This window comes from Maricaulis sp. MIT060901, assembly GCF_047123815.1.
GTDB lineage: Bacteria > Pseudomonadota > Alphaproteobacteria > Caulobacterales > Maricaulaceae > Maricaulis.
Genome location: NZ_CP138920.1, coordinates 2653294 through 2671611 on the forward strand (window position 1 = coordinate 2653294; position 18318 = coordinate 2671611).

The 18318-nt window shown below is 60.1% G+C and carries 21 protein-coding genes; 7 read left to right on the top strand and 14 right to left on the bottom strand.

Annotated elements, in window-relative coordinates:
* The first annotated feature begins 16 nt into the window (after positions 1-16).
* The gene (locus SIC17_RS12980; protein WP_291892582.1) at positions 17-1042 is read left to right on the top strand and encodes a serine hydrolase domain-containing protein; all 1026 of its coding nucleotides are present in this window, start codon (positions 17-19) and stop codon (positions 1040-1042) included.
* On the opposite strand, the gene SIC17_RS12985 is transcribed toward SIC17_RS12980, so the two are convergent.
* The 4 genes from SIC17_RS12985 to SIC17_RS13000 form a co-directional block, all read right to left on the bottom strand.
* A complete protein-coding gene (locus SIC17_RS12985) occupies positions 956-1999 on the bottom strand; it encodes a fatty acid desaturase family protein (RefSeq protein WP_412545629.1) in 1044 nt (347 codons plus the stop codon). The two genes, SIC17_RS12980 and SIC17_RS12985, sit on opposite strands and share 87 nt — an antisense overlap.
* A gap of 67 nt (positions 2000-2066) precedes the next feature.
* Positions 2067-2927 carry a 50S ribosomal protein L11 methyltransferase gene (locus SIC17_RS12990; RefSeq protein ID WP_291892585.1) on the bottom strand — a complete coding sequence of 287 codons (861 nt, stop codon included), beginning with the start codon at positions 2925-2927 and terminating at the stop codon, positions 2067-2069.
* 56 nt (positions 2928-2983) lie between these two features.
* Positions 2984-3463, bottom strand: coding sequence for a YccF domain-containing protein (locus tag SIC17_RS12995; RefSeq protein ID WP_412545630.1), 480 nt, complete (start codon positions 3461-3463; stop codon positions 2984-2986).
* A gap of 21 nt (positions 3464-3484) precedes the next feature.
* Complete coding sequence (locus SIC17_RS13000) at positions 3485-5776, bottom strand: ATP-dependent helicase (protein WP_412545631.1); 2292 nt, start codon at positions 5774-5776, stop codon at positions 3485-3487.
* A gap of 88 nt (positions 5777-5864) precedes the next feature.
* Here SIC17_RS13000 and SIC17_RS13005 point away from each other — a divergent pair, with 88 nt between their 5' ends.
* Positions 5865-6392 carry a hypothetical protein gene (locus SIC17_RS13005; RefSeq protein ID WP_412545632.1) on the top strand — a complete coding sequence of 176 codons (528 nt, stop codon included), beginning with the start codon at positions 5865-5867 and terminating at the stop codon, positions 6390-6392.
* A 108-nt stretch (positions 6393-6500) separates the two neighbouring features.
* Here SIC17_RS13005 and SIC17_RS13010 read toward each other — a convergent pair whose 3' ends face one another.
* The 5 genes from SIC17_RS13010 to SIC17_RS13030 all read right to left on the bottom strand — a co-directional run bounded on the left by SIC17_RS13010 (position 6501) and on the right by SIC17_RS13030 (position 10100).
* Positions 6501-6908: a bacteriohemerythrin gene (locus SIC17_RS13010; RefSeq protein ID WP_412545633.1), complete on the bottom strand. Its 408-nt coding sequence runs from the start codon at positions 6906-6908 to the stop codon at positions 6501-6503.
* 91 nt (positions 6909-6999) lie between these two features.
* Positions 7000-7350 carry a hypothetical protein gene (locus SIC17_RS13015; RefSeq protein ID WP_291892595.1) on the bottom strand — a complete coding sequence of 117 codons (351 nt, stop codon included), beginning with the start codon at positions 7348-7350 and terminating at the stop codon, positions 7000-7002.
* Positions 7351-7452: 102 nt separating this feature from the next.
* Complete coding sequence (locus tag SIC17_RS13020) at positions 7453-7968, bottom strand: hypothetical protein (RefSeq protein WP_291892597.1); 516 nt, start codon at positions 7966-7968, stop codon at positions 7453-7455.
* Positions 7969-8056: 88 nt separating this feature from the next.
* The gene (locus SIC17_RS13025) at positions 8057-9688 is read right to left on the bottom strand and encodes a chloride channel protein (protein WP_412545634.1); all 1632 of its coding nucleotides are present in this window, start codon (positions 9686-9688) and stop codon (positions 8057-8059) included.
* A 205-nt stretch (positions 9689-9893) separates the two neighbouring features.
* Positions 9894-10100: a ribbon-helix-helix domain-containing protein gene (locus SIC17_RS13030; protein ID WP_291892601.1), complete on the bottom strand. Its 207-nt coding sequence runs from the start codon at positions 10098-10100 to the stop codon at positions 9894-9896.
* Positions 10101-10184: 84 nt separating this feature from the next.
* On the opposite strand from SIC17_RS13030, the gene SIC17_RS13035 reads away from it, so the two are divergent.
* Complete coding sequence (locus SIC17_RS13035) at positions 10185-10853, top strand: DNA-3-methyladenine glycosylase I (RefSeq protein ID WP_291892603.1); 669 nt, start codon at positions 10185-10187, stop codon at positions 10851-10853.
* Between the two features lie 162 nt (positions 10854-11015).
* On the top strand, positions 11016-11246 hold the full coding sequence (locus SIC17_RS13040) for a hypothetical protein (protein ID WP_291892605.1): 231 nt from the start codon (positions 11016-11018) through the stop codon (positions 11244-11246).
* Here the strand turns inward: SIC17_RS13040 and SIC17_RS13045 are convergent.
* Complete coding sequence (locus tag SIC17_RS13045) at positions 11230-11448, bottom strand: DUF4169 family protein (protein WP_412545635.1); 219 nt, start codon at positions 11446-11448, stop codon at positions 11230-11232. The genes SIC17_RS13040 and SIC17_RS13045 overlap by 17 nt on opposite strands.
* A gap of 67 nt (positions 11449-11515) precedes the next feature.
* Complete coding sequence (gene fumC, locus SIC17_RS13050; RefSeq protein ID WP_291892610.1) at positions 11516-12910, bottom strand: class II fumarate hydratase; 1395 nt, start codon at positions 12908-12910, stop codon at positions 11516-11518.
* A 157-nt stretch (positions 12911-13067) separates the two neighbouring features.
* Here fumC and SIC17_RS13055 point away from each other — a divergent pair, with 157 nt between their 5' ends.
* The 3 genes from SIC17_RS13055 (at position 13068) to SIC17_RS13065 (ending at position 16093) form a co-directional block, all read left to right on the top strand.
* Positions 13068-13406, top strand: a complete 339-nt coding sequence (locus SIC17_RS13055; RefSeq protein ID WP_412545636.1) for a RusA family crossover junction endodeoxyribonuclease — start codon at positions 13068-13070, stop codon at positions 13404-13406.
* Between the two features lie 58 nt (positions 13407-13464).
* On the top strand, positions 13465-14055 hold the full coding sequence (locus tag SIC17_RS13060) for a hypothetical protein (protein WP_412545637.1): 591 nt from the start codon (positions 13465-13467) through the stop codon (positions 14053-14055).
* A gap of 115 nt (positions 14056-14170) precedes the next feature.
* Positions 14171-16093: a S9 family peptidase gene (locus tag SIC17_RS13065; RefSeq protein WP_412545638.1), complete on the top strand. Its 1923-nt coding sequence runs from the start codon at positions 14171-14173 to the stop codon at positions 16091-16093.
* An 18-nt stretch (positions 16094-16111) separates the two neighbouring features.
* Here SIC17_RS13065 and SIC17_RS13070 read toward each other — a convergent pair whose 3' ends face one another.
* The 3 genes from SIC17_RS13070 to SIC17_RS13080 are packed head-to-tail and all read right to left on the bottom strand — an operon-like array spanning position 16112 to position 18314.
* Positions 16112-17332: an MFS transporter gene (locus SIC17_RS13070; RefSeq protein WP_412545639.1), complete on the bottom strand. Its 1221-nt coding sequence runs from the start codon at positions 17330-17332 to the stop codon at positions 16112-16114.
* Entirely contained in the window at positions 17332-17826 is a 495-nt protein-coding gene (locus SIC17_RS13075) for a PaaI family thioesterase (protein WP_291892617.1), read from the bottom strand. The genes SIC17_RS13070 and SIC17_RS13075 overlap by 1 nt, the downstream gene beginning before the upstream one ends.
* Positions 17826-18314 (bottom strand): SspB family protein, encoded by a 489-nt coding sequence (locus SIC17_RS13080; RefSeq protein ID WP_412545640.1) that lies wholly within the window; start codon positions 18312-18314, stop codon positions 17826-17828. Before SIC17_RS13080 ends, SIC17_RS13075 begins: the two co-directional genes overlap by 1 nt.
* Positions 18315-18318 lie beyond the last annotated feature (4 nt).

The window sequence follows — 18318 nt, forward strand, 5'->3', positions numbered from 1 at the left end:
AAGACGAGGATGATAAATGTTGATTGTGAATACGCTAGCCGCGCTTGCCGGAGCCCTGTCGCTGCAAACGCCCCAGGAAGAGGCGCAGAGCCGATTTGACGCCTTTGCCCAGGAATTCCCGGCGCTGAACCTCACCGTGATGGTCGAGGGTGAAGCCGTGTTCGAGGCCGAGGGCGGTATCGCCCGCACGGAGCTGGACGGTCTGGAGACCGACTATAACTTCTACTCAATCGCCAAACTCCTGACTTCGATGGCCTATGCCCGCCTGCAGGCTGAACAGGGGTTGGATCTGGATACCCTCGTCCGCGAGATCGATCCGGATCTGCCCGAACATTATGGGGCGGTGACGCTGCGCCATCTTCTCAATCACCGGGCCGGGGTGCGCCATTATCAGGGGCGCGGCGACTGGCGCAGATTTGCTGAGCGCCGCTGTGAGCGGCCGGCCGATGCGCTGGGACATTTCATTGATGATCCGCTGATCCATGCGCCGGGTTCGGATGTCCAGTACACGACGTTCGGCTATGTGCTGCTGAGCCATCTTCTGGTCCAGATCACTGAAACCGAAAGTTTTGACGCGGCGATGTCCTCGGTTCTCGGCGAGACTTACCTCGCCCAGACGGATCGTGAGGGCGCCGAGAAAGCCGCCAACATGTTTGGCAATCTGCGTCGTGCAAACCCGCTGGAGGACATGTCCGCCGAATGCAAGTTCGGTGGTGGCGGCTTGCTGGCATCGGCGCATGATCTGGCAAATATGGGGCAGGCCCTGGCGACAGGTGAGGTGCTGGAACTGGAGCTGCTGGCCGCATCAATCAGCGAGGAGCAGGGCGCTTTTGGCACCGCTGCCGGCTTCAGCGAGGCCAACAACGCCCACTATGCCGCGCACTCCGGTGGATCATCAGGCGGCCGCGCCTTCCTGCTGGTCTTTATCGAGCCGCAGGTGGTGGTGGCGGTGACGTCAAATTATGACGGGCCCAATCACGGTGAATTCGCCATCGGCATGGCGGGATTGCTGGGCGGTTTGGATGTTTCGCGTCCACAATAGCGTAGAGCAGGCGCCCCCGGAGACCATCGCCCGGGGGGGGCAGCCGGTCTGCCCGTCCGCTCGAACGGCCTTGTGGAGCATGTTTCCATAACCCTCTGTGACGCAGTCATAACCCGCATAATACCCACGTTCGGAGAGTAGGCGGTGCAGGCGTGGCAGATTGTACGGTGGAACGGCTGCGAACATGTGATGTTCCAGATGAAAATTAACATGGTTGGGCGCAACGAACGGGCGCTCCCACCAGCGTGGTCGTGTCGTGTGCGTATTGCGCCGCGATTCGGTGTCATAACGATCCGCCGCGACACCATGTTCGCCGATATTGCGCACGCGCATTATGACGGGGTAGACGAAGATGCGTGCCAGCCACCACAGGGCGATCGCCCAGGGTGCCCCCGCCAGCGTCAACACGCTAAGCAATACGATCTGGAAGGCGATAAAGGGAGCCTTGCCTGCAAGGGTCGGGTTTTGCCAGAGCAAAGCAAGTTCCTTGAAGCCGGTTTGCCCGGTGAGGTCGCGAACGAACTTGCGGCGCAGGCTTTCCTTGGTAACCGGATAGTCTTTCACCAGGCCCTGATCAGGATCGAGCTCCGTCCCGGCATGTTTGTGGTGGTTCAGGTGATAGTCCCGGTAGAGCTTAAGCGGGACATCCACCGCAGCGCCACCTATCCAGCGACCAACCAACGTGTTCAAGACCTCGCTTCGAAAGAGAGCATTGTGCGCGCAATCGTGCAGCAAGATCGCGAACGCCAGCTGGCGTCCGGCGATCAGGGCGACGGACATCAGGATCGTGAGCGGGTTCGGCCAGAGAATGGCGGGCACGAAAGCCAGCGCCAGGGTCAGCAGATTGCCGGCCAGCATCAGGCCGCCTTGCCAGTTCGTCGTTTCCGACAAAGCGCGCAATTCCTCCCGGCTCAGGCAATCACCGAGTTGGAGATCATTTCCATTTCGACCGCTCATCGGATGCTCCGACATTGTTCTGGCCGGAGTGTTGCGCAATTGAGCGAAAATGCAAAATCGGTTCGCTCTAGCGGTGTGCCGCCACCAGCGTTTCCCAGTCTTCGATCGGATCGCGACGGAAGACATTCAGGCCTGCAGCCTCGAAAGCCCCACGAACCCATTCTTCCTGTTCCGTCAGCAAGCCGGACAGGATGACCTTGCCGCCCGGCGCCAGCGCCTTGGCAATGTCGGGGGCCAGATCAACCAGTGGCCGTGCCAGAATGTTGGCAAAGATCAGCTCAAATTCGCGGCCTGCAAGCCGCTCGTGATCCAGACCTTCGGCAAGAATTACCTCGATGCCGGGTGTGCCGTTTTTCTCGCAATTGGCTTGGCTTTCCTCGACAGACTCCGGGTCGACATCGGAGGCCAAGATGCTGGCATCAGGCAGGGTTTTCGCGGCGGCAATGGCCAGGACTGCCGTGCCGCAACCCAGATCGAGCACGGTTTTGGGGCCTTCGCCTTGGCTGAGCATCTCGTCGAAAGCCATGAGGCAGCCGCGCGTTGTACCGTGATGACCCGTTCCGAAGGCCGGGCCAGCTTCGATCTCCAGGCCGATTTTTTCCGCTGAGACTTGCTCGCGATCATGTTCGCCGAAGACGACGAAACGGCCTGCATCGACCGGCTTCAATCCCGCCAGTGAAAGCTTGACCCAGTCTTCTTCCGGCATTGGGCCACAGGCGATGATCATATCGTCCAGCAAGCCTGCAGAGCGGCGGACCGCGGCTTCGTCGGGCTCGACGTCGAAAATGAGATCCAGCCGCGCCACCTCGCCTTCGTCGAAGAGTGACCAGGAGGTCATCCCCTCAGGGCCTGCCTCGTCCAGGCGTTGAACGATGTCGGCGAGCCGGGAGAAATCGGAATGCGCGGTGAGGCGCCAGAATTGCGTCATGAAAAGTCCTTTTCTGGCGTGGTGTTTGGACCGCTCCGGCAAGAAGATCAAGCGTGCTAGAGCTTGGCCTTGGCGTGTTCCAGCTCGATTTCGTCAGCCAGTGCTGTCGGTACAATCTTCACACCGAACGGAGTCAGGGCGACCGGCGCCAGTTTGAAATGCGCCATGGCATTGGGCAGACAGATCGGGATGGTGATGATCGGCAGACAGGCGATTAGGTTCATCAGACCTGAAAACAGGTGGGTCAGGGCCAGCATCCAGCCAAAGGTCAAAAGCCAAACGACGTTGGCGAGGAATTTGACAATACCGCCCGCCGTTTCGAAATCATCCGGGGCGGGCTCCTGCCCATTGGCCTGCTTGTAGGCATTCACGGCCTGTTTGGAGACGGGGCGCCGTCCGAACGGCCAGAAGCTGTAACCGATCATCGGCAACAGGAAGGTCAAGAGCGGAAACAGGATGATTGCTCCCAACAGGTAAAGCAGGCCGACAAAAAATCCGCCAAGAATTAACCAGATGATGTTCGCAAGCAGGGCCATGAAATCTCTGTATCGGGCCGGTTACGGCAGATCCCTCAAAAAGCTCTCCACCACTTTCTTCAGGCCGGCCTTGTCGAATTGGACGGAGTATTTCTCGCCATCGGCTTTCTTCACGGTTCCATAGCCGAACTTGTCGTGGAAGACGCGGTCGCCGGCTTTCCACTTGCCGTTCTTGTCGGATCCGCCGCTGGAAATGACCTTGGCCTTGGCGTTGATCGTCGGCGGGTCGGAGCGGCGGCCGGACTGGGTATTGGCCTGATAGCGTTTCCAGCCGGGTGAGGAATAGCTCGACGCCATCGGATCGGCATTGGCGGTGAAGCTTTCGCGACCGGGGCCGCCGTCATAATAGCCGGTCTCGGACCTGGCCTCGACATGATCGACGGGCATTTCATCAATGAAGCGTGACGGGATGACGGCCTGCCAGCGGCCATAGATCATGCGGTTGGCGGTGAAGGAGATCACCGCCTGTTCGCGGGCGCGGGTAATGCCGACATAGGCCAGGCGTCGTTCCTCCTCGAGCGAACGCGTGCCGCCTTCATCCAGGGACCGCTGGGAGGGGAAGACGGTTTCTTCCCACCCGGGCAGGAAGACCAGCGGGAATTCCAGGCCCTTGGCCGCATGCAGCGTCATCAGGGAGACTTCGTCTTCCTCGGTTGTGCGATCGGCATCGGTGACCAGGGAGACGTGTTCCAGATAGGCTTCCAGGGTTTCCCATTCGCCCATGGAGCGGATGAGTTCCTTGAGGTTCTCCAGACGGCCCGCCGCCTGGGGCGTCTTGTCCTCGCGCCACATGGCGGTATAGCCGCTTTCGTCCAGCACGATCTCTGCCAGTTCATCCAGGCGAGATTGCTCGGACTGTTCACGCCAGCGTTCCAGGTCGCGCAGGAAGACACTCAGCGCAGTCTTGGCCTTGCCGCGGATCTCGTCCGTACCCAAGAGACGCCGGGTGGCCTCGGTCATGGGAACCTGCATCGCGCGTGCTGCAACAGCGATCTTCTGCACAGTTGTATCGCCAATGCCACGCTTGGGCGTGTTGACGATGCGCTCGAAGGCGAGATCGTCTTCCGGCGACCGGACGAGGCGCAGATAGGCATGGGCATCGCGCACTTCCGCGCGCTCGAAGAAGCGCGGGCCGCCGATCACCTTGTAAGGCAGGCCCAGCATGATGAAACGGTCCTCGAAGGCGCGCATCTGCCAGGAGGCGCGAACCAGTACCGCGGCGTCGGAATAATAGCGGCCCTTGGAGCTCCAGTTCTCGATTTCCTCGGCAACGAAACGCGCTTCCGCCTCGCCATCCCAGATGCCGCGTACCTGGACTTTCTCGCCGCCATCATCCTCGGTCCACAACGTTTTTCCGAGACGCGAGCGATTGGCCGCGATCAGCCCGGAAGCGGCTGCCAGGATATGCTCGGTCGAGCGATAATTGCGTTCCAGGCGGACGACATGGGCACCCGGGAAGTCCTTCTCGAAGCGCAGGATGTTGTCAACCTCGGCGCCGCGCCAGCCATAGATCGACTGGTCGTCATCGCCCACACAACAGATATTGCCTGTGCCCTGGGCCAGAAGGCGCAGCCAGAGATACTGGGAGACGTTGGTGTCCTGGTACTCGTCGACCAGGATGTAGCGGAACTTCTTGTGATACTCGGCCAGCACATCGGTATGGTCCTTGAAGATGTGCAGGGTGTGCAGCAGCAGGTCCCCGAAGTCGCAGCAATTGAGCGTTTTCAGGCGTTCCTGGTAGATGGTGTAGAGGCCCTGGCCACGGCCTTCGGCAAAGGTCCACTTGTCCTCTTCTCCCAGTTGTTCCGGCTTGAGGCCGCGGTTTTTCCAGCCATCGATCAGCGAGGCGAGATGGCGGGGTGTCCAGCGTTTCTCGTCGATGTTTTCGGCCTGGATGATCTGTTTCAAGAGGCGTAGCTGGTCATCCGTATCCAGGATGGTGAAATTGGATTTCAGCCCGACCAGTTCGGCATGGCGACGCAGGATCTGGGCGGAGATCGAGTGGAAGGTGCCCAGCCACGGCACGCCTTCGACCGCCTCACCGATGATCTTGCCGACACGCTCTTTCATCTCCCGAGCGGCCTTGTTGGTGAAGGTCACCGACAGGATCTGCCAGGGCTGGGCGCGACCGGTGGCCAGGATATGTGCCAGGCGGGTGGTCAGCACCCGTGTCTTGCCCGTGCCGGCACCGGCCAGCACAAGGACCGGACCCTCAACGGCTTCGACCGCTTCACGCTGTTCGGCATTGAGCCCTTCAAGATAAGGCGAGGGCGGCGCCGGGCGCGCCATGTCGGAGATGGAAAGTTCGGACATCACAATCTAGGGTCTTGGCAGTCGATAAAACGAGTCGATAATCGAACTACTCTGGACCGATTGCGGCCATTTCCCAAGGGAGGGATGTGTGTTTGTTCGTTTTTTGTTCGCAATTTCAATGCTGATGCTGGCTGGCTGTGCATCGACGACTGTTCCGACCGAAAGCAGTCTGGCGGGCCTCACAAATTCCAGTTCACCCATCGATGTTCCTGAAATCGCCATTCTGCCTTTACGGCTTCAGGTTTCAGATGATTCCTGGGGCGAGGTCGGTGCTGTCCGGATCGCGGGCCGGATGCGTTATGTGCTCCTGCTGCCATCACGTCAGCTGGGGCGGGCTGGAAGTAGCGTTGATGAGCACTGGATCGGCGCACAGGCTGAGGCTGCCCATGTTTATCTGGGGGATCTGGATGGCGATGGGGTGCGGGAAATTCTGATCCAGGAGACCAGAGGGAGTTTCTCGACATCCCGATTGTTGGGCGGTCAACTGACCAGCGATGAGCAGTGGCCGTTGTTTTGGCATATCGAGATGTTCGGAGATGAGGTCGCTGAACGCGTTATCCCGGACATGGAATTTCTAACGACACTTCGTGCGGACGCGTTCGCAACAGACGAATAGCTGATCTGTATTGGATTGTTCGATCCAAGAAACGTTTGCAACTCGGACATGAAACGGCCCGCCGCAAAGGGGAGGCGGCGGACCGTTGGAAAGCGGGAGAGGGGGGAGTTACCCGGCTTTCAAAAGATCTGCCTTCGGGCTGTATTTCATGTCGATCCCGCGAATATGTGCGGTCAGCCAGAGTTTGAGAAAGGTCAGGAACTTCTCCGGCACCTGCCCGCCGCTCCCCTTGATGTCGCTGGCATAGCCGGTAAACTTGTCCAGCAGGTCCTTGTGGATCAGCTTGTGCGAGGCGATGCCGGCATAGCCGATCTGCTCCATATAGGCTTCCTCGTCACGGAAATGATCGATGGTGACCTGGCCCAGCCGGTCCACGAGAGCGATGACATCCGGTCCGCTCCGGCCCGCCTCGCGGGCGTCATAGATGTGGTTCATCAGTGACAGGATCTGCTGGTGCTCGTCATTCATCTTGTCGACGCCGACATCAAGCGAGCTGTCCCAGTTCATGAGGGGCATGAGGAAACTCCATCAGGTTGTTTGGAGCAATCATGATAATCCCTTATAAAAATGTGGTTAACTGAAATCGGTCTGCAGCGAACCGTCGCGGTCAAGCCGCGAGGGAAGGCTGGACATACGGGCCCTTATCCACAAAGGAGAAGAAACCATTGGGAAATTCGCCGTTCTCGCACCGGATCATTTCCGCATACTCCACCAGATCCGCGAGAAAGTGTTCGTGCAGCGTCCTGATCATGCCCAGCTGGCGTGCGCCTTGCTCGGAAAGGCCAGCCTCGAACTTCTCGAACTTGTCCTCGTACGTGCAGACGAGATCATTGATCAGCATGAGAACATGAGGGCTGCCGCTGCCGTAATCCTGGGCCAGGCGAAGCTGTACGATGATCTTGTCGACATCCGCGCTCATGGATGCCGTACGCGAGGGAGAGATCGAAGAAGTCGCCATAATGTCAGCCGCACCATCATGTTTTAACCATGATGCATCATCACGTGCAGGCTGCGTGATTGCCACTTATTATATAATATTATTGCTCAGGAAGCGGAAATTCTAGCCGAACAGGGCGTCGATATCGGCCTGGACAGACTCGTCTTCATAGTCAGCTTCGGCTTCGGCCTGGCCATTGATGGCCGCGGAGGCCGCGGCGATCAGTGGCTTGATCTCATCGGTGGCCATGCGGGCCACTTCGTTGCAGATCTCGGGGCTCTGAGCAGCACGTAGGAAGTCCTGGGCACGCTGGACCTCGCCATCGATCTGCAGGATCAACGTCTCCAGATGTACACGGACATCACGCGGTGCAGCCTCATAGGCGACGACAGCCAGGTCACGGTCCTTGAAGGCGGACATCTCGAAATGTTCGACATAGCTGGCCGGTTTCCACTCAAGCACGTCTTCGGCGCAGTCACGCATGTCCGGAAGCATTTCCATCAACATGACAACTTCGTTGAAGTGATTGAGGTAGTCCGTAGCGAGGCCGGTCACCGGGTTGATATTGGCCGCACGCAAGGCGTCAGGCGCAAGCGCACCCTCGCCAAACACGGCGCCATTTAAGGCGTTGGAATCCAAGCCACCCGTCTCCATGGAGAACCGTCATAAACCAACATCCTTACAGAAGAATTATTCAATTCGGGCAAGCTGCAGTTTATGATCCGCGCTAGCGGTGTTCTTCCTCGCTGATCTCGGCAAGGGCTTTCGCATAGGCGGCCTGGGCATCGGCCTTGGTGATCCAGCCGATGATATTCTGATCGCCTTTGCGCTCCCGCACCGCAGCGCCCTCCAGCTGTTCCGCGTCGAGAACACCCATCGCCCGGCCCAGCGTGTCGTCCTCATAGAAGCAGGTCTCGTCCTTGACCTGGTCGGAACTCCACTCGACCAGTGGCATCATGAATTCGCGCACGCGAACCATTTGCAGGACAAGCCTGCTCGAACCACCGGAAATGTCATAACCCCGGCGCAGGACCTGTTTCTGGAACAGTGATCCTCCCTGAGCCGACTGGGTGAGCACGGTGGCGAGCGAAACCGCGACGAGAACCGCGACCGAGGCCTCGTAACTCGAGGTGAGTTCGAACACGATCAGCGTCGTCGATAGCGGTGCGCCGAGAACCGCGCCGGCCACAGCGCCCATACCGATCACGGCAAAGAAGCCTGCACCGGCAGTTTCACCGCCCATGAACTGGGCCATGATAAGACCGAAGGCAGAGCCCAGCATGGCGCCCAGATAGATGGAAGGCGAGAATACGCCGCCAGCGAAGCGAAAGGCGAGGGTGATTTGGGTGGCGAGGGTTTTGAGCACCAGCAACAAGATCAGCTCGCCGAACACGTACCGTGTCGCCAGTGCATTGGAGGTGGGTTCATAACCGACGCCCAGCACTTCCGGCGCAAAAACCGCGATGAGGCCGACCAACAGGCCGCCGGGAACGGGCAGTGTCCAGAGTGGGATATTGAGGCCGCGCGCGCGGTTCTCGACGAAGGCACTGCCGTGCAGCACACCGCGATTGAACACCACCGCAAGACCGGCTGCAGCCAGGCCGAGTACCGCTGCGGCCGGGAAATCCCAGGTATGAGCCTGATGCATGGCCAGGAAGCCGAAGACCTGATCCTGGCCCAGATGATATCGAACAACCAATGCCCCCACCACGCTGGACACAGCAACGGGCGCAATCGAGCGCAGGGCATAATGGCCGAGTACGACCTCGAACGCGAACAGCGCACCGGCTACGGGCGCGTTGAAACTGGCGGACACGGCTGCTGCTGCGCCACAGGCCAGGAGAATGCGGCTGCCGCGAGCATTGAGGCCGACAAGCCTTGAAACCAGCGATGCCAGCGTGCCGCCAAGATGCACGGCCGGCCCCTCGCGGCCCGCGCTGCCGCCGCCACCCAGCGAAATGCACGCCATGAGTGCCGAATACAGCCCGGATTTCAGCTCGATCTGGCCTTTGCCGACGGCACGGGCCTCGATCACGTCCGTCACACCGCGCGAACGGAAATTCTTCAACAGGCCCAGCCGGTCGCCGAGCAGAAGCATGAGTGAAATGACGATGCCGGTGATCACCGGGATGGCCCAGCGTCGCCAGACCGGGAAATTGGCCGCGGTACTGGCGAGGTGTTCCTCGGTGGCACCAAAGGCGAATTGTTCAACAAGCCCAATGCCCAGGCGCAGGCCGAGCGTGGCATATCCAGCGACCAGCCCGACCACCAGGCCCATCAGCCAGAGCGCGGGTCCGCGTCCATCTCGAAAGGATTGCACCAGCCCGGTGAGCGGTGTGGAAGGCGGGGAATCAGACACAGCAAAGCTTTGTCCTGCGTCGCACGGATAGACAAGGTGGAGCAAAGAAAAGGCTCGGCTTGCAGGCCGGGCCAGTGGGGAGCTGATGATGTGTTTGCTGGCCAGTTGCCCTTGTGTCGTTCCAGCCAACTGGGGCGCACGACAAAGCGAGGTGATTTCAGGTCATTGCCCATTCGCAAGGCTGTGGAATACAAGCTGAACCTGGTTAGTCCCGGAGGGCGCGCAGAACCCAGACGCGGACGGATGAAGCCAGTGGCTCCACGCCGCGGGCCTCGTCGATCTCTCCGATCAAGCTGGCCATGGATTGCCCGCGTTCGGCGGCTGCGGCGTCCAGCACATCCCAGAACTCGCTTTCCAGCGACAGACTGGTGCGATGGCCGGACAGTGAAATAGAGCGCTTGATCAAGGGCATGTCTCTACAAAGCCAAGCTCTTTTCCTTCGTCAAGCTTTCGTCACGCCTTGGCCGCCACTAAATAGGAGGCAGAGGAGACAAATATGCGATCATTCGAGGAAATTCGTGACCTGGCGCTGGGATATCACCCCGATCTGGATGAGCGCCTGAAGGAGTATTACACGCCGCGCAGCCGGGACGAGATCCGCGCGCTGCCTGACAGTCGCTGGCTTGCCGAAATGACCAAGCGTGTCTTCCAGTCCGGCTTCGTGTGGAAGGTGATCGAGGCCAAGTGGGATGGGTTCGAGGAGGCATTCCATGGTTTCGACCCGGCCCGTGTCAGCTTCTATTCCGACGAGGATGTCGAGCGCCTTGTCAGTGACAAACGCATCGTTCGCAACGGCCAGAAAATCATGGCGACGATCCAAAATGCCCAGATGATCCAGGATGTTGTGGCCGAACACGGCTCGTTTGGTGCCTTCCTGGCCGATTGGCCGGTCGAGGATCAGATCGGCTTGCAGGAGTTTCTCGGCAAGAAGGGGTCGCGGCTGGGCGGCATGACCGGCCAGTACTTCCTGCGTTTCTCCGGCTGGGATGCATTCATTGTGTCCGGTGATGTTGTTGCGGCGCTCGTTCGCGAGGGCGTGATCGACAAGGCGCCTACGTCAAAGAAGGCCGGGAAGGCCGTCCAGGACGCGTTCAATCACTGGCGCGAAGAAAGCGGACAGCCCCAGGCATTGATCAGTCGCACACTGGCGATGAGCATCGGTTAAGGGCTTGCTTACCGAAGTCTGACTACTGGGGTGCGGATTTGAGCTAAATGCGGCAAATCTGTTCCATCGAAGACTGGTCGTAGAGTTATGCGTCGTTGGCACAAGCCGATACCCTTATCCAAACTCCACGCCGGACGTGTCCCTGACACGCCCGGGGTCTTCGTGTTGCTTGAGGATGAGGGCAATCTGGCGTCCGTGTTGAAAATCTCGCCGGCGCGCTCGCTCAAGCGGTCCTTTGAGCGTGAACTCGATCCCCCGGCCGGATATCAGCCGGCCTATCCGTCGGCGATGATGTTTTTCGAGACCTTCTCCGAAGTTGCCGAGGCGGAGCGCCTGCTGGGCGAGTACAAGCGGCGTCACGGGCGTAACCCGGCGCTTAATTCTCCTTACTAGGCGCTTCCCCGTCTGGCGAGGTGTTCCCTTCGAGCTTTTTCGCCTCGACTTCTCGGAGCAGGCGCTCGCGTTCCAGCTGAACCGGTTCGCGCAGGGCCTTCGGCGTCCCGAACTCCACACGATTGGCCTCGGCCTGTCTGGCCTTGTCCTCGCGCTGTTTGCGCTTGCGGAACTGTCGGAGGTTGACGGGTTTCGATGTCATAACCACACCATACAGAAAAGCCGGACTGAAACAGCCCGGCTTTCATATTCATCGTCGAGGAGCAAGCCTACGCCTTCGGACCGATCATCTGTTCCGGGCGGACAATGGCGTCGAACTGTTCCTCGGTGACAAAGCCCAGCTTGACGGCTTCCTCGCGCAGCGTGGTGCCGTTCTTGTGCGCCGTCTTGGCGACGATGGTGGCATTGTCATAACCGATGGTGGAGTTGAGTGCCGTCACCAGCATCAAAGAGCGTTCCATCAGTGCCTTGATATTGTCTTCGCGCGCCTTGATGCCGACCACGCACTTCTCGGTGAAGGTCCTGGCCGCATCGGCGAGGATGCGCACGGACTGAAGCACGTTGAAGATGATCACCGGCTTGAAGACGTTGAGCTCGAAATGGCCCTGGCTGCCGGCCATGGAGACGGTGGTGTTATTGCCCATCACCTGGGTGCAGACCATGGTCATGGCTTCACACTGGGTCGGATTGACCTTGCCCGGCATGATGGAGGAACCCGGCTCGTTCTCCGGCAGGGCAATCTCGCCCAGGCCCGAGCGCGGTCCGGAGCCCAGAAGGCGGATGTCATTGGCGATCTTGAACAGGGAGACAGCCACGGAGTTGAGTGCGCCATGCGCCTCGACCAGGGCGTCCTTGGTCGCCAGCGCCTCGAACTTGTTCGGCGCCGTGACAAAGCCCAGCTTGGTAAGGCTGGCCACTTCCTCGGCAAAGGCTTCGGCGTAACCCGGCTTGGTGTTGAGACCGGTTCCCACTGCCGTGCCGCCCATGGCCAGTTCCAGTAAAGCCGGCAGGGTGGCCTCGACGCGGCGAATGCCATTGGCGACCATAGCGGTATAGCCGGAGAATTCCTGACCCAGCGTCAGCGGAGTGGCGTCCTGAAGGTGGGTGCGACCGATCTTGATGATGTCCTTGAAGGCGTTCTGCTTGTCATTGAGCGCATTGTGCAGCTCTTGCAGGGCCGGGATCAGGGCGTGGGAGATTTCCTCTGCCGCGGCGATGTGCATGGCGGTTGGGAAAGTGTCGTTGGAGCTCTGTGACCGGTTGACGTGGTCGTTCGGGTGAACCGGGTCTTTCGACCCGACCGTGCCGCCCAGGATCTGGATGGCGCGGTTGGAGACGACCTCATTCGTGTTCATGTTCGACTGGGTGCCGGAGCCGGTCTGCCAGACCGAGAGCGGGAAATGATCGTTCAGCTTGCCTTCGGCGACTTCCAGCGCTGCCTGGGCGATGGCGTCGGCCAGTTCCGGTTCCAGATTGTCTAGGCGCTTGTTGGCCAGGGCGGCGGAGCGCTTGACGATACCCAGCGCGCGGATCAGGGGCTCCGGCATGGTTTCCGTGCCGATCGGGAAATTGATCAGGGAGCGGGCCGTCTGGGCGCCGAAGAGTTTATCGGCCGGGACTTCCAGGGGACCAAAGCTGTCGGTTTCTGTGCGCATCTCGCTCATGAGGGGAGGCTCCTTGCAGCGCGGCTAACGCTGTTCGATGATGGTGAACTTCGATTCGGACGTGTATCACTCAGGCATGACGGATCAAGACGCATGTGCGCACAGCCGTGGGGGGCAAGCGCAAAACTGGATCGGGCGAGGGAAGGTTCAGGCCGCTATGACCGGTGATGAGCTCAATCTACGCGTGGACGCACTGACCACGCAGACACGTCGTTTCAAGGCGTTGATCGGGGATTTCTTCCGCCTCGAATTCAAGCGTGTGCGCCCGAAATGGGGGCCTTATGAAGTCGTCATCCGGATTGAGCGTTGCGAAAACAGCCCCGTCCATGATGTCGACAATGTCGCCAAGGCGGTTCTGGATGCTCTGACCGGTGTGGTTTTCCACGATGACAGCCAGGTCGAACGTCTGCTGGTGACCAAGGTGATGGGGAAACGCCCGCGTATCTCCGTGACTGCGCGTCCGATGGCGCGCGAGAAAGTTGCTGAAATAGCCTGATGCTGACTAGGCAGCCCACTTCAATGATCTAGACTGTCTCCGAGATCAGGGGGACGTCATGAAATTTCTCGCAGCCATTCCGATTAGTGTGGCGCTTTTCGCCTGTCAGGCGAATGCTCAGGATAGTCTTTATTCCAATCTGACCGAGGAGAATTGCCGCACGCTCAGTGAGACTGAAGAGGGCGGCGGCTATTCAGTCATACAGCGCTGCGAGGGGCTTGGAGATTGGAATGTCTTCTTCCACACCGGTGAGCATGGCTCAGCCAGCGCGTTCAGTCGGCGCGATGACGCGCCTGAGCAGATGCCCTATGGCGGCTATGTCGGGAATTTTGGCGGCTTCCACACGGTGATCGAATGGCGCCTGGACGGGGCGGGCGATGCGTTCGCGACCATCCACCGCTACAATTCCACCTCTTTCGATGCTGAAGGTCAGGCGCGCAATAACAGCATACTGATCGTTGCGGCGCTGCGCCCCGGTTCCGAAGCGGAATCCTGTCATGTGGGCTATGTGAACGTGACCCGGCTGTCCGGCGGAAACGCGCTTGCGCGCGAGATGGCTGATCGTTTCGCCCCGGGATTTGCTTGCGGCGACCCGATCTGGATTGTCGACACCGACAGCCCTGACCTGGCGTCTGCGCGTCGCTACTGAGGCTGGGCGGGGGCTCTCACATTACACCCCGGCCAAGTTCCACACATTCACGTGATACGCTGGACGTCGAGTTTCCAGCGCCCTAGCGTTCTTCCCGGATATCAAGGGGAGAGCCATGAATTCACTCAAGCTTCTTGCGGCCAGCTGCCTGATGGCATTCGGTGGACTGGCGCATGGGCAGGTCGAGCGCGTCGTGCGCGGCAATCTGGAAATGGAAAATATTCCGGAGATTCCGGAAGAGGTGCGTGAGCGCCTGCTGACCTATCAAAATGTGCGCGGCGCCGGTTTCCAGGGGTTTCTGCCGGATGGCGGCATCCTAATTTCCACCCGTTTTGGTGAAACCAGCCAGATCCACCGCGTGGACATGCCAATGGGCGCGCGTTCACAGCTGACCTATTACGACGAGCCGGTCGGCGGCGCGAATCTGCGGCCGGGGGACAGCGGCGAGTTCATTTTTGCGCGCGATCGTGGCGGTGACGAGTATTTCCAGATCTTCGTCTTCGATACTCAGAGCGGACGGGTGCGCCAGGTCAGCGAGGACGAGACCCGCAATGGTTCAGCCAGCTGGTCGGAAGATGGGGAGCATGTCGCCTGGTACCGGTCCACTGAAGGCGATCCCGACTGGGACATCATGATCGCCAGTTCGGACAACCCGGATGACCGCCGTGTTCTGGTCGAGGGCGAGGGCGCTGTCTTCCCCGGTGACTGGTCGGCCGACGGCACGCAACTGGCCATGATCCGCTATTATTCAATCACTCACAGCGATCTTTTTGTCATCAACACGGACAACGGTGATGTGCGTCAGCTCAATCCGGACATGGATGTGGCCTATGCTGCGCATGAGTTCGAGCCCGGCGGCGAGACCATGCTGGTGGTCACCGATGCCGGAGCGGAATTCCGGCGTGTCGTGCGCATGAATGTCGAGACCGGTGAGATGACGGATGTCTCGCCGGATCACGGCTGGGATGTGCAGGCCATGGACCTGTCTCCGGACGGACGAACGCTGGCGTATGTGCTTAATGCCGGCGGTGTTTCCGAACTCCGCCTGATGGATGTGCGTTCGGGGCGAGAGATCGCCGGGCCGCAATTGCCGGTCGGCCTGATTGGAGGCATGCAGTGGGATGACGCCGGGGAGCGTATCGGTTTCACTCTCAATGCGGCGACCTCGCCAAGCGATGCCTGGATTTACAATCACCAGGACCGCGAGCTGACCCGCTGGACCCAGAGCGAGGTAGGCGGTTTGAACACCGAGACCTTTGTCGAGCCGGAGCTGATCAGTTTCGAGAGCTTTGACGGTCTCGAAGTGCCCGCCTTTGTCTATCGCCCGGACAGTGAGGGGCCGCATCCGGTGATCATCTCGATCCACGGCGGGCCGGAAGGCCAGTACCGACCCGGGTTTTCCTCGACTTTCCAATACTGGCTCAATGAGCTCGGCGCGGCGGTCATCGCGCCGAATGTGCGTGGCTCCAGCGGTTATGGTCGCGAGTATGTGATGATGGACAATGTCTTCCAGCGCGAGGATTCCGTCCGCGATATCGGGGCGCTTCTGGACTGGCTGGCGCAGCAGCCTGATCTCGATGCGGACCGGGTTGTTGTCTATGGCGGATCCTATGGTGGTTATATGGTTCTGGCTTCAATGGTCCATTATTCGGATCGTCTCGCCGGCGGTGTCGATATTGTCGGTATTTCGGACTTCCGCACCTTCCTGGAAAACACGGCGGGATATCGCCGTGACCTGCGCCGCGCAGAGTATGGCGATGAACGTGACCCGGATATCTCGGCCTTTTTCGAGGAAATTTCGCCGGCACGCCAGGCAGATCGCATCACGGCACCTCTGTTCATCATCCAGGGTCTGAACGATCCGCGTGTCCCGGCCAGTGAGGCCGAGCAGATCCTGGCTCGAGTGCGCGAGGTTGGCGGTGACCCATGGTATCTGCTGGCCAATGATGAGGGCCATGGATTCCGCAAGAAATCCAATCGCGATTTCCAGCGAGAGGCGGAGACCATGTTCTTCCGTGAAGTCTTCGATCTGGATTGATCCGGAGGGCGGGAAGCGTCAGCGTTTCCCGCTCGCCATCTTCTTCGCTTCAGGTAGACGGCGCAGGCTCAGCATTGCCCACACGCCCAGAAAAGGGCCAATGGCCAGCGGGGCAAAGGCCCAGCTCCAGCCGGCGAATGCGATCCAGCTGGGCAGGATCTGGACCATGAGGATAGTCAGAGTGAAGCCCAGCGCAGTTTGTACCGTCAGCAAGGTGCCGGCCCGGTCCGGTGGAGCGAGCTCGGTGATTGCGGTCGAGAACTGGGCGCTGTCGGCGATAATGCTCAGACCCCAGATGATCAGGATGGGCATCAGGACCCAGGGCGGCGCGTTGAAGGCCAGCCCGGCCAGCAGGGCGCAACTGCCCGAAATCGCCATCGCTACCGAGGTCACCCGGGTGCGTCCGAACTGGTCTGCCAGGCCTCCCGCGACAACGCAGGCCAGCGCGCCGCTGCCGATGACGGCAAAGGCGGTGAGGTCGGCGAGGTTTGCTGATGCGCCACGGGCATTCCAATAGGCGTGGGAGAAGGCGCCGATCCAGGCCCACATCGCATAGAGCTCCCACATGTGTCCGAGATAGCCCAGATTGGCCAAGCGCAGTGCCGGGTTCCGAACAGCGAGCAGGATCGCGCCGGGATCAAATCTAGCGGCAGGTCGAAGACCGGGGCCACCGCGCGCAAACAGGATGGTTACAGCTGCCAGGCCGGCACCGATAGCGGCCAGCCGAATGGGGGTCTGCCAGTCTGAACTGGCGCCGGAAATGGACAGCAGGAAAGGCGAGGCAGATCCCAGCGTCAACGCACCGACGAGGAGGCCGACCAACAGTCCGGCATCGCCCTTTGCCCAGCTCGCTGCCAGTTTCATCCCGACCGGATAGACCAGCGCAAGCGCGGCTCCTGCGGTGAAACGACTGAACACCAGCCACCAGCTGTCGGGGGCAAGCTGCAGGGCCAGGAGATTGGATGCTGCAGCGATCAGAGCGCCGCCCGCAAACAGGTGACGAGGGTTGAACCGGTCCGGCAGGCTGAACACTGCGCTGAACAGCGCCGCCAATACAAAACCTGCCTGGACAGAACTCGTCAGGGCCGCCTGTTTGCCAGCGCCTAGGGTGTAAACCTCGAGGATGGCGGGCAGGGCAGCCGTCCCGGAAAACCACACCGACAATGCCAGGATCTGGGCGAGCACGATCAAGGTTATGGACAGCCATTTCCCGGAATCGGTATCGGCCGGGTTCGCCATCAGGTCTTGCGAATACGGGAGGAGCGACGGACCTGGCAGGTGGCGCTGGCGCGCGCTGCGATCTCGCCTTCAGCTGTCCAGACAATGCCCTCCATGAACGCCACATTGCGGCCGATCCGCAGCGCCTGCCCGCGGGCCTTGCAGCTCCCCAGTGGCAGGGGCGCCATGAAGCTTGTCTTCAATTCCAGTGTGGGAACGCCAATCGTAAAGCGTTCGGCCACGACGACGGACAGTGACATCACCTCGTCGAGCATGGCGCAGATCATGCCGCCCTGGACCCCGCCGCGCAGATTGGCGCAGCGCGGGTCGGGGTTGAAATTTGCCTCAAGCCATTGCTCATCCACACTGAAATCGCGCGGGTGAAACCCCAGCAGGCCGGCTGCGTGTTCGTGCTCTCCAATGGAGTTCAACCGCTGCAGGATTTCATCATCCGCCAGCGGCACAATCTCTTTGCCGGCGGCCAGGTCGGCGGGCACCGGCTTTTGCATACGCATTATTTTTTGCGGAAACTGTCGAGGCTGACCACCTGGGCGCCATCATCGTCTGAACCGGTCGCCTTGACCTCGTCCTCATTGTCGGAGGCTACGGTTTCGGGCAACGCGACGGCGACATTTTCGTCTTCCACCTCGTGTTCGAACTGCAGGTGGAAACCGACGCTCGGATCGTGGAAACGCGAGACAGCCGAGAAGGGAACCTTGAGATATTTCGGAACGCCGGAGAATTTGAGAGTGACCTCGAAACCCGCGTCGGAAATATCCAGATCCCAGAACTGGTGTTCCAGCACGATCGTCATCTCTTCCGGATATTTTTCCATCAGAGAATCATCAATATCCACGCCGCGGCCACGCGTGCGGAAAGTGATGTAGAAATGATGTTGTCCCGGCAGTCCCCCCGGACCTGCCGCCTTGTGCAGTGCTTGTTTTACAACACCACGCAATGCTTCCTGCGCCATGACGTCATAACGCATAAGATCTTTCGCCATTGGC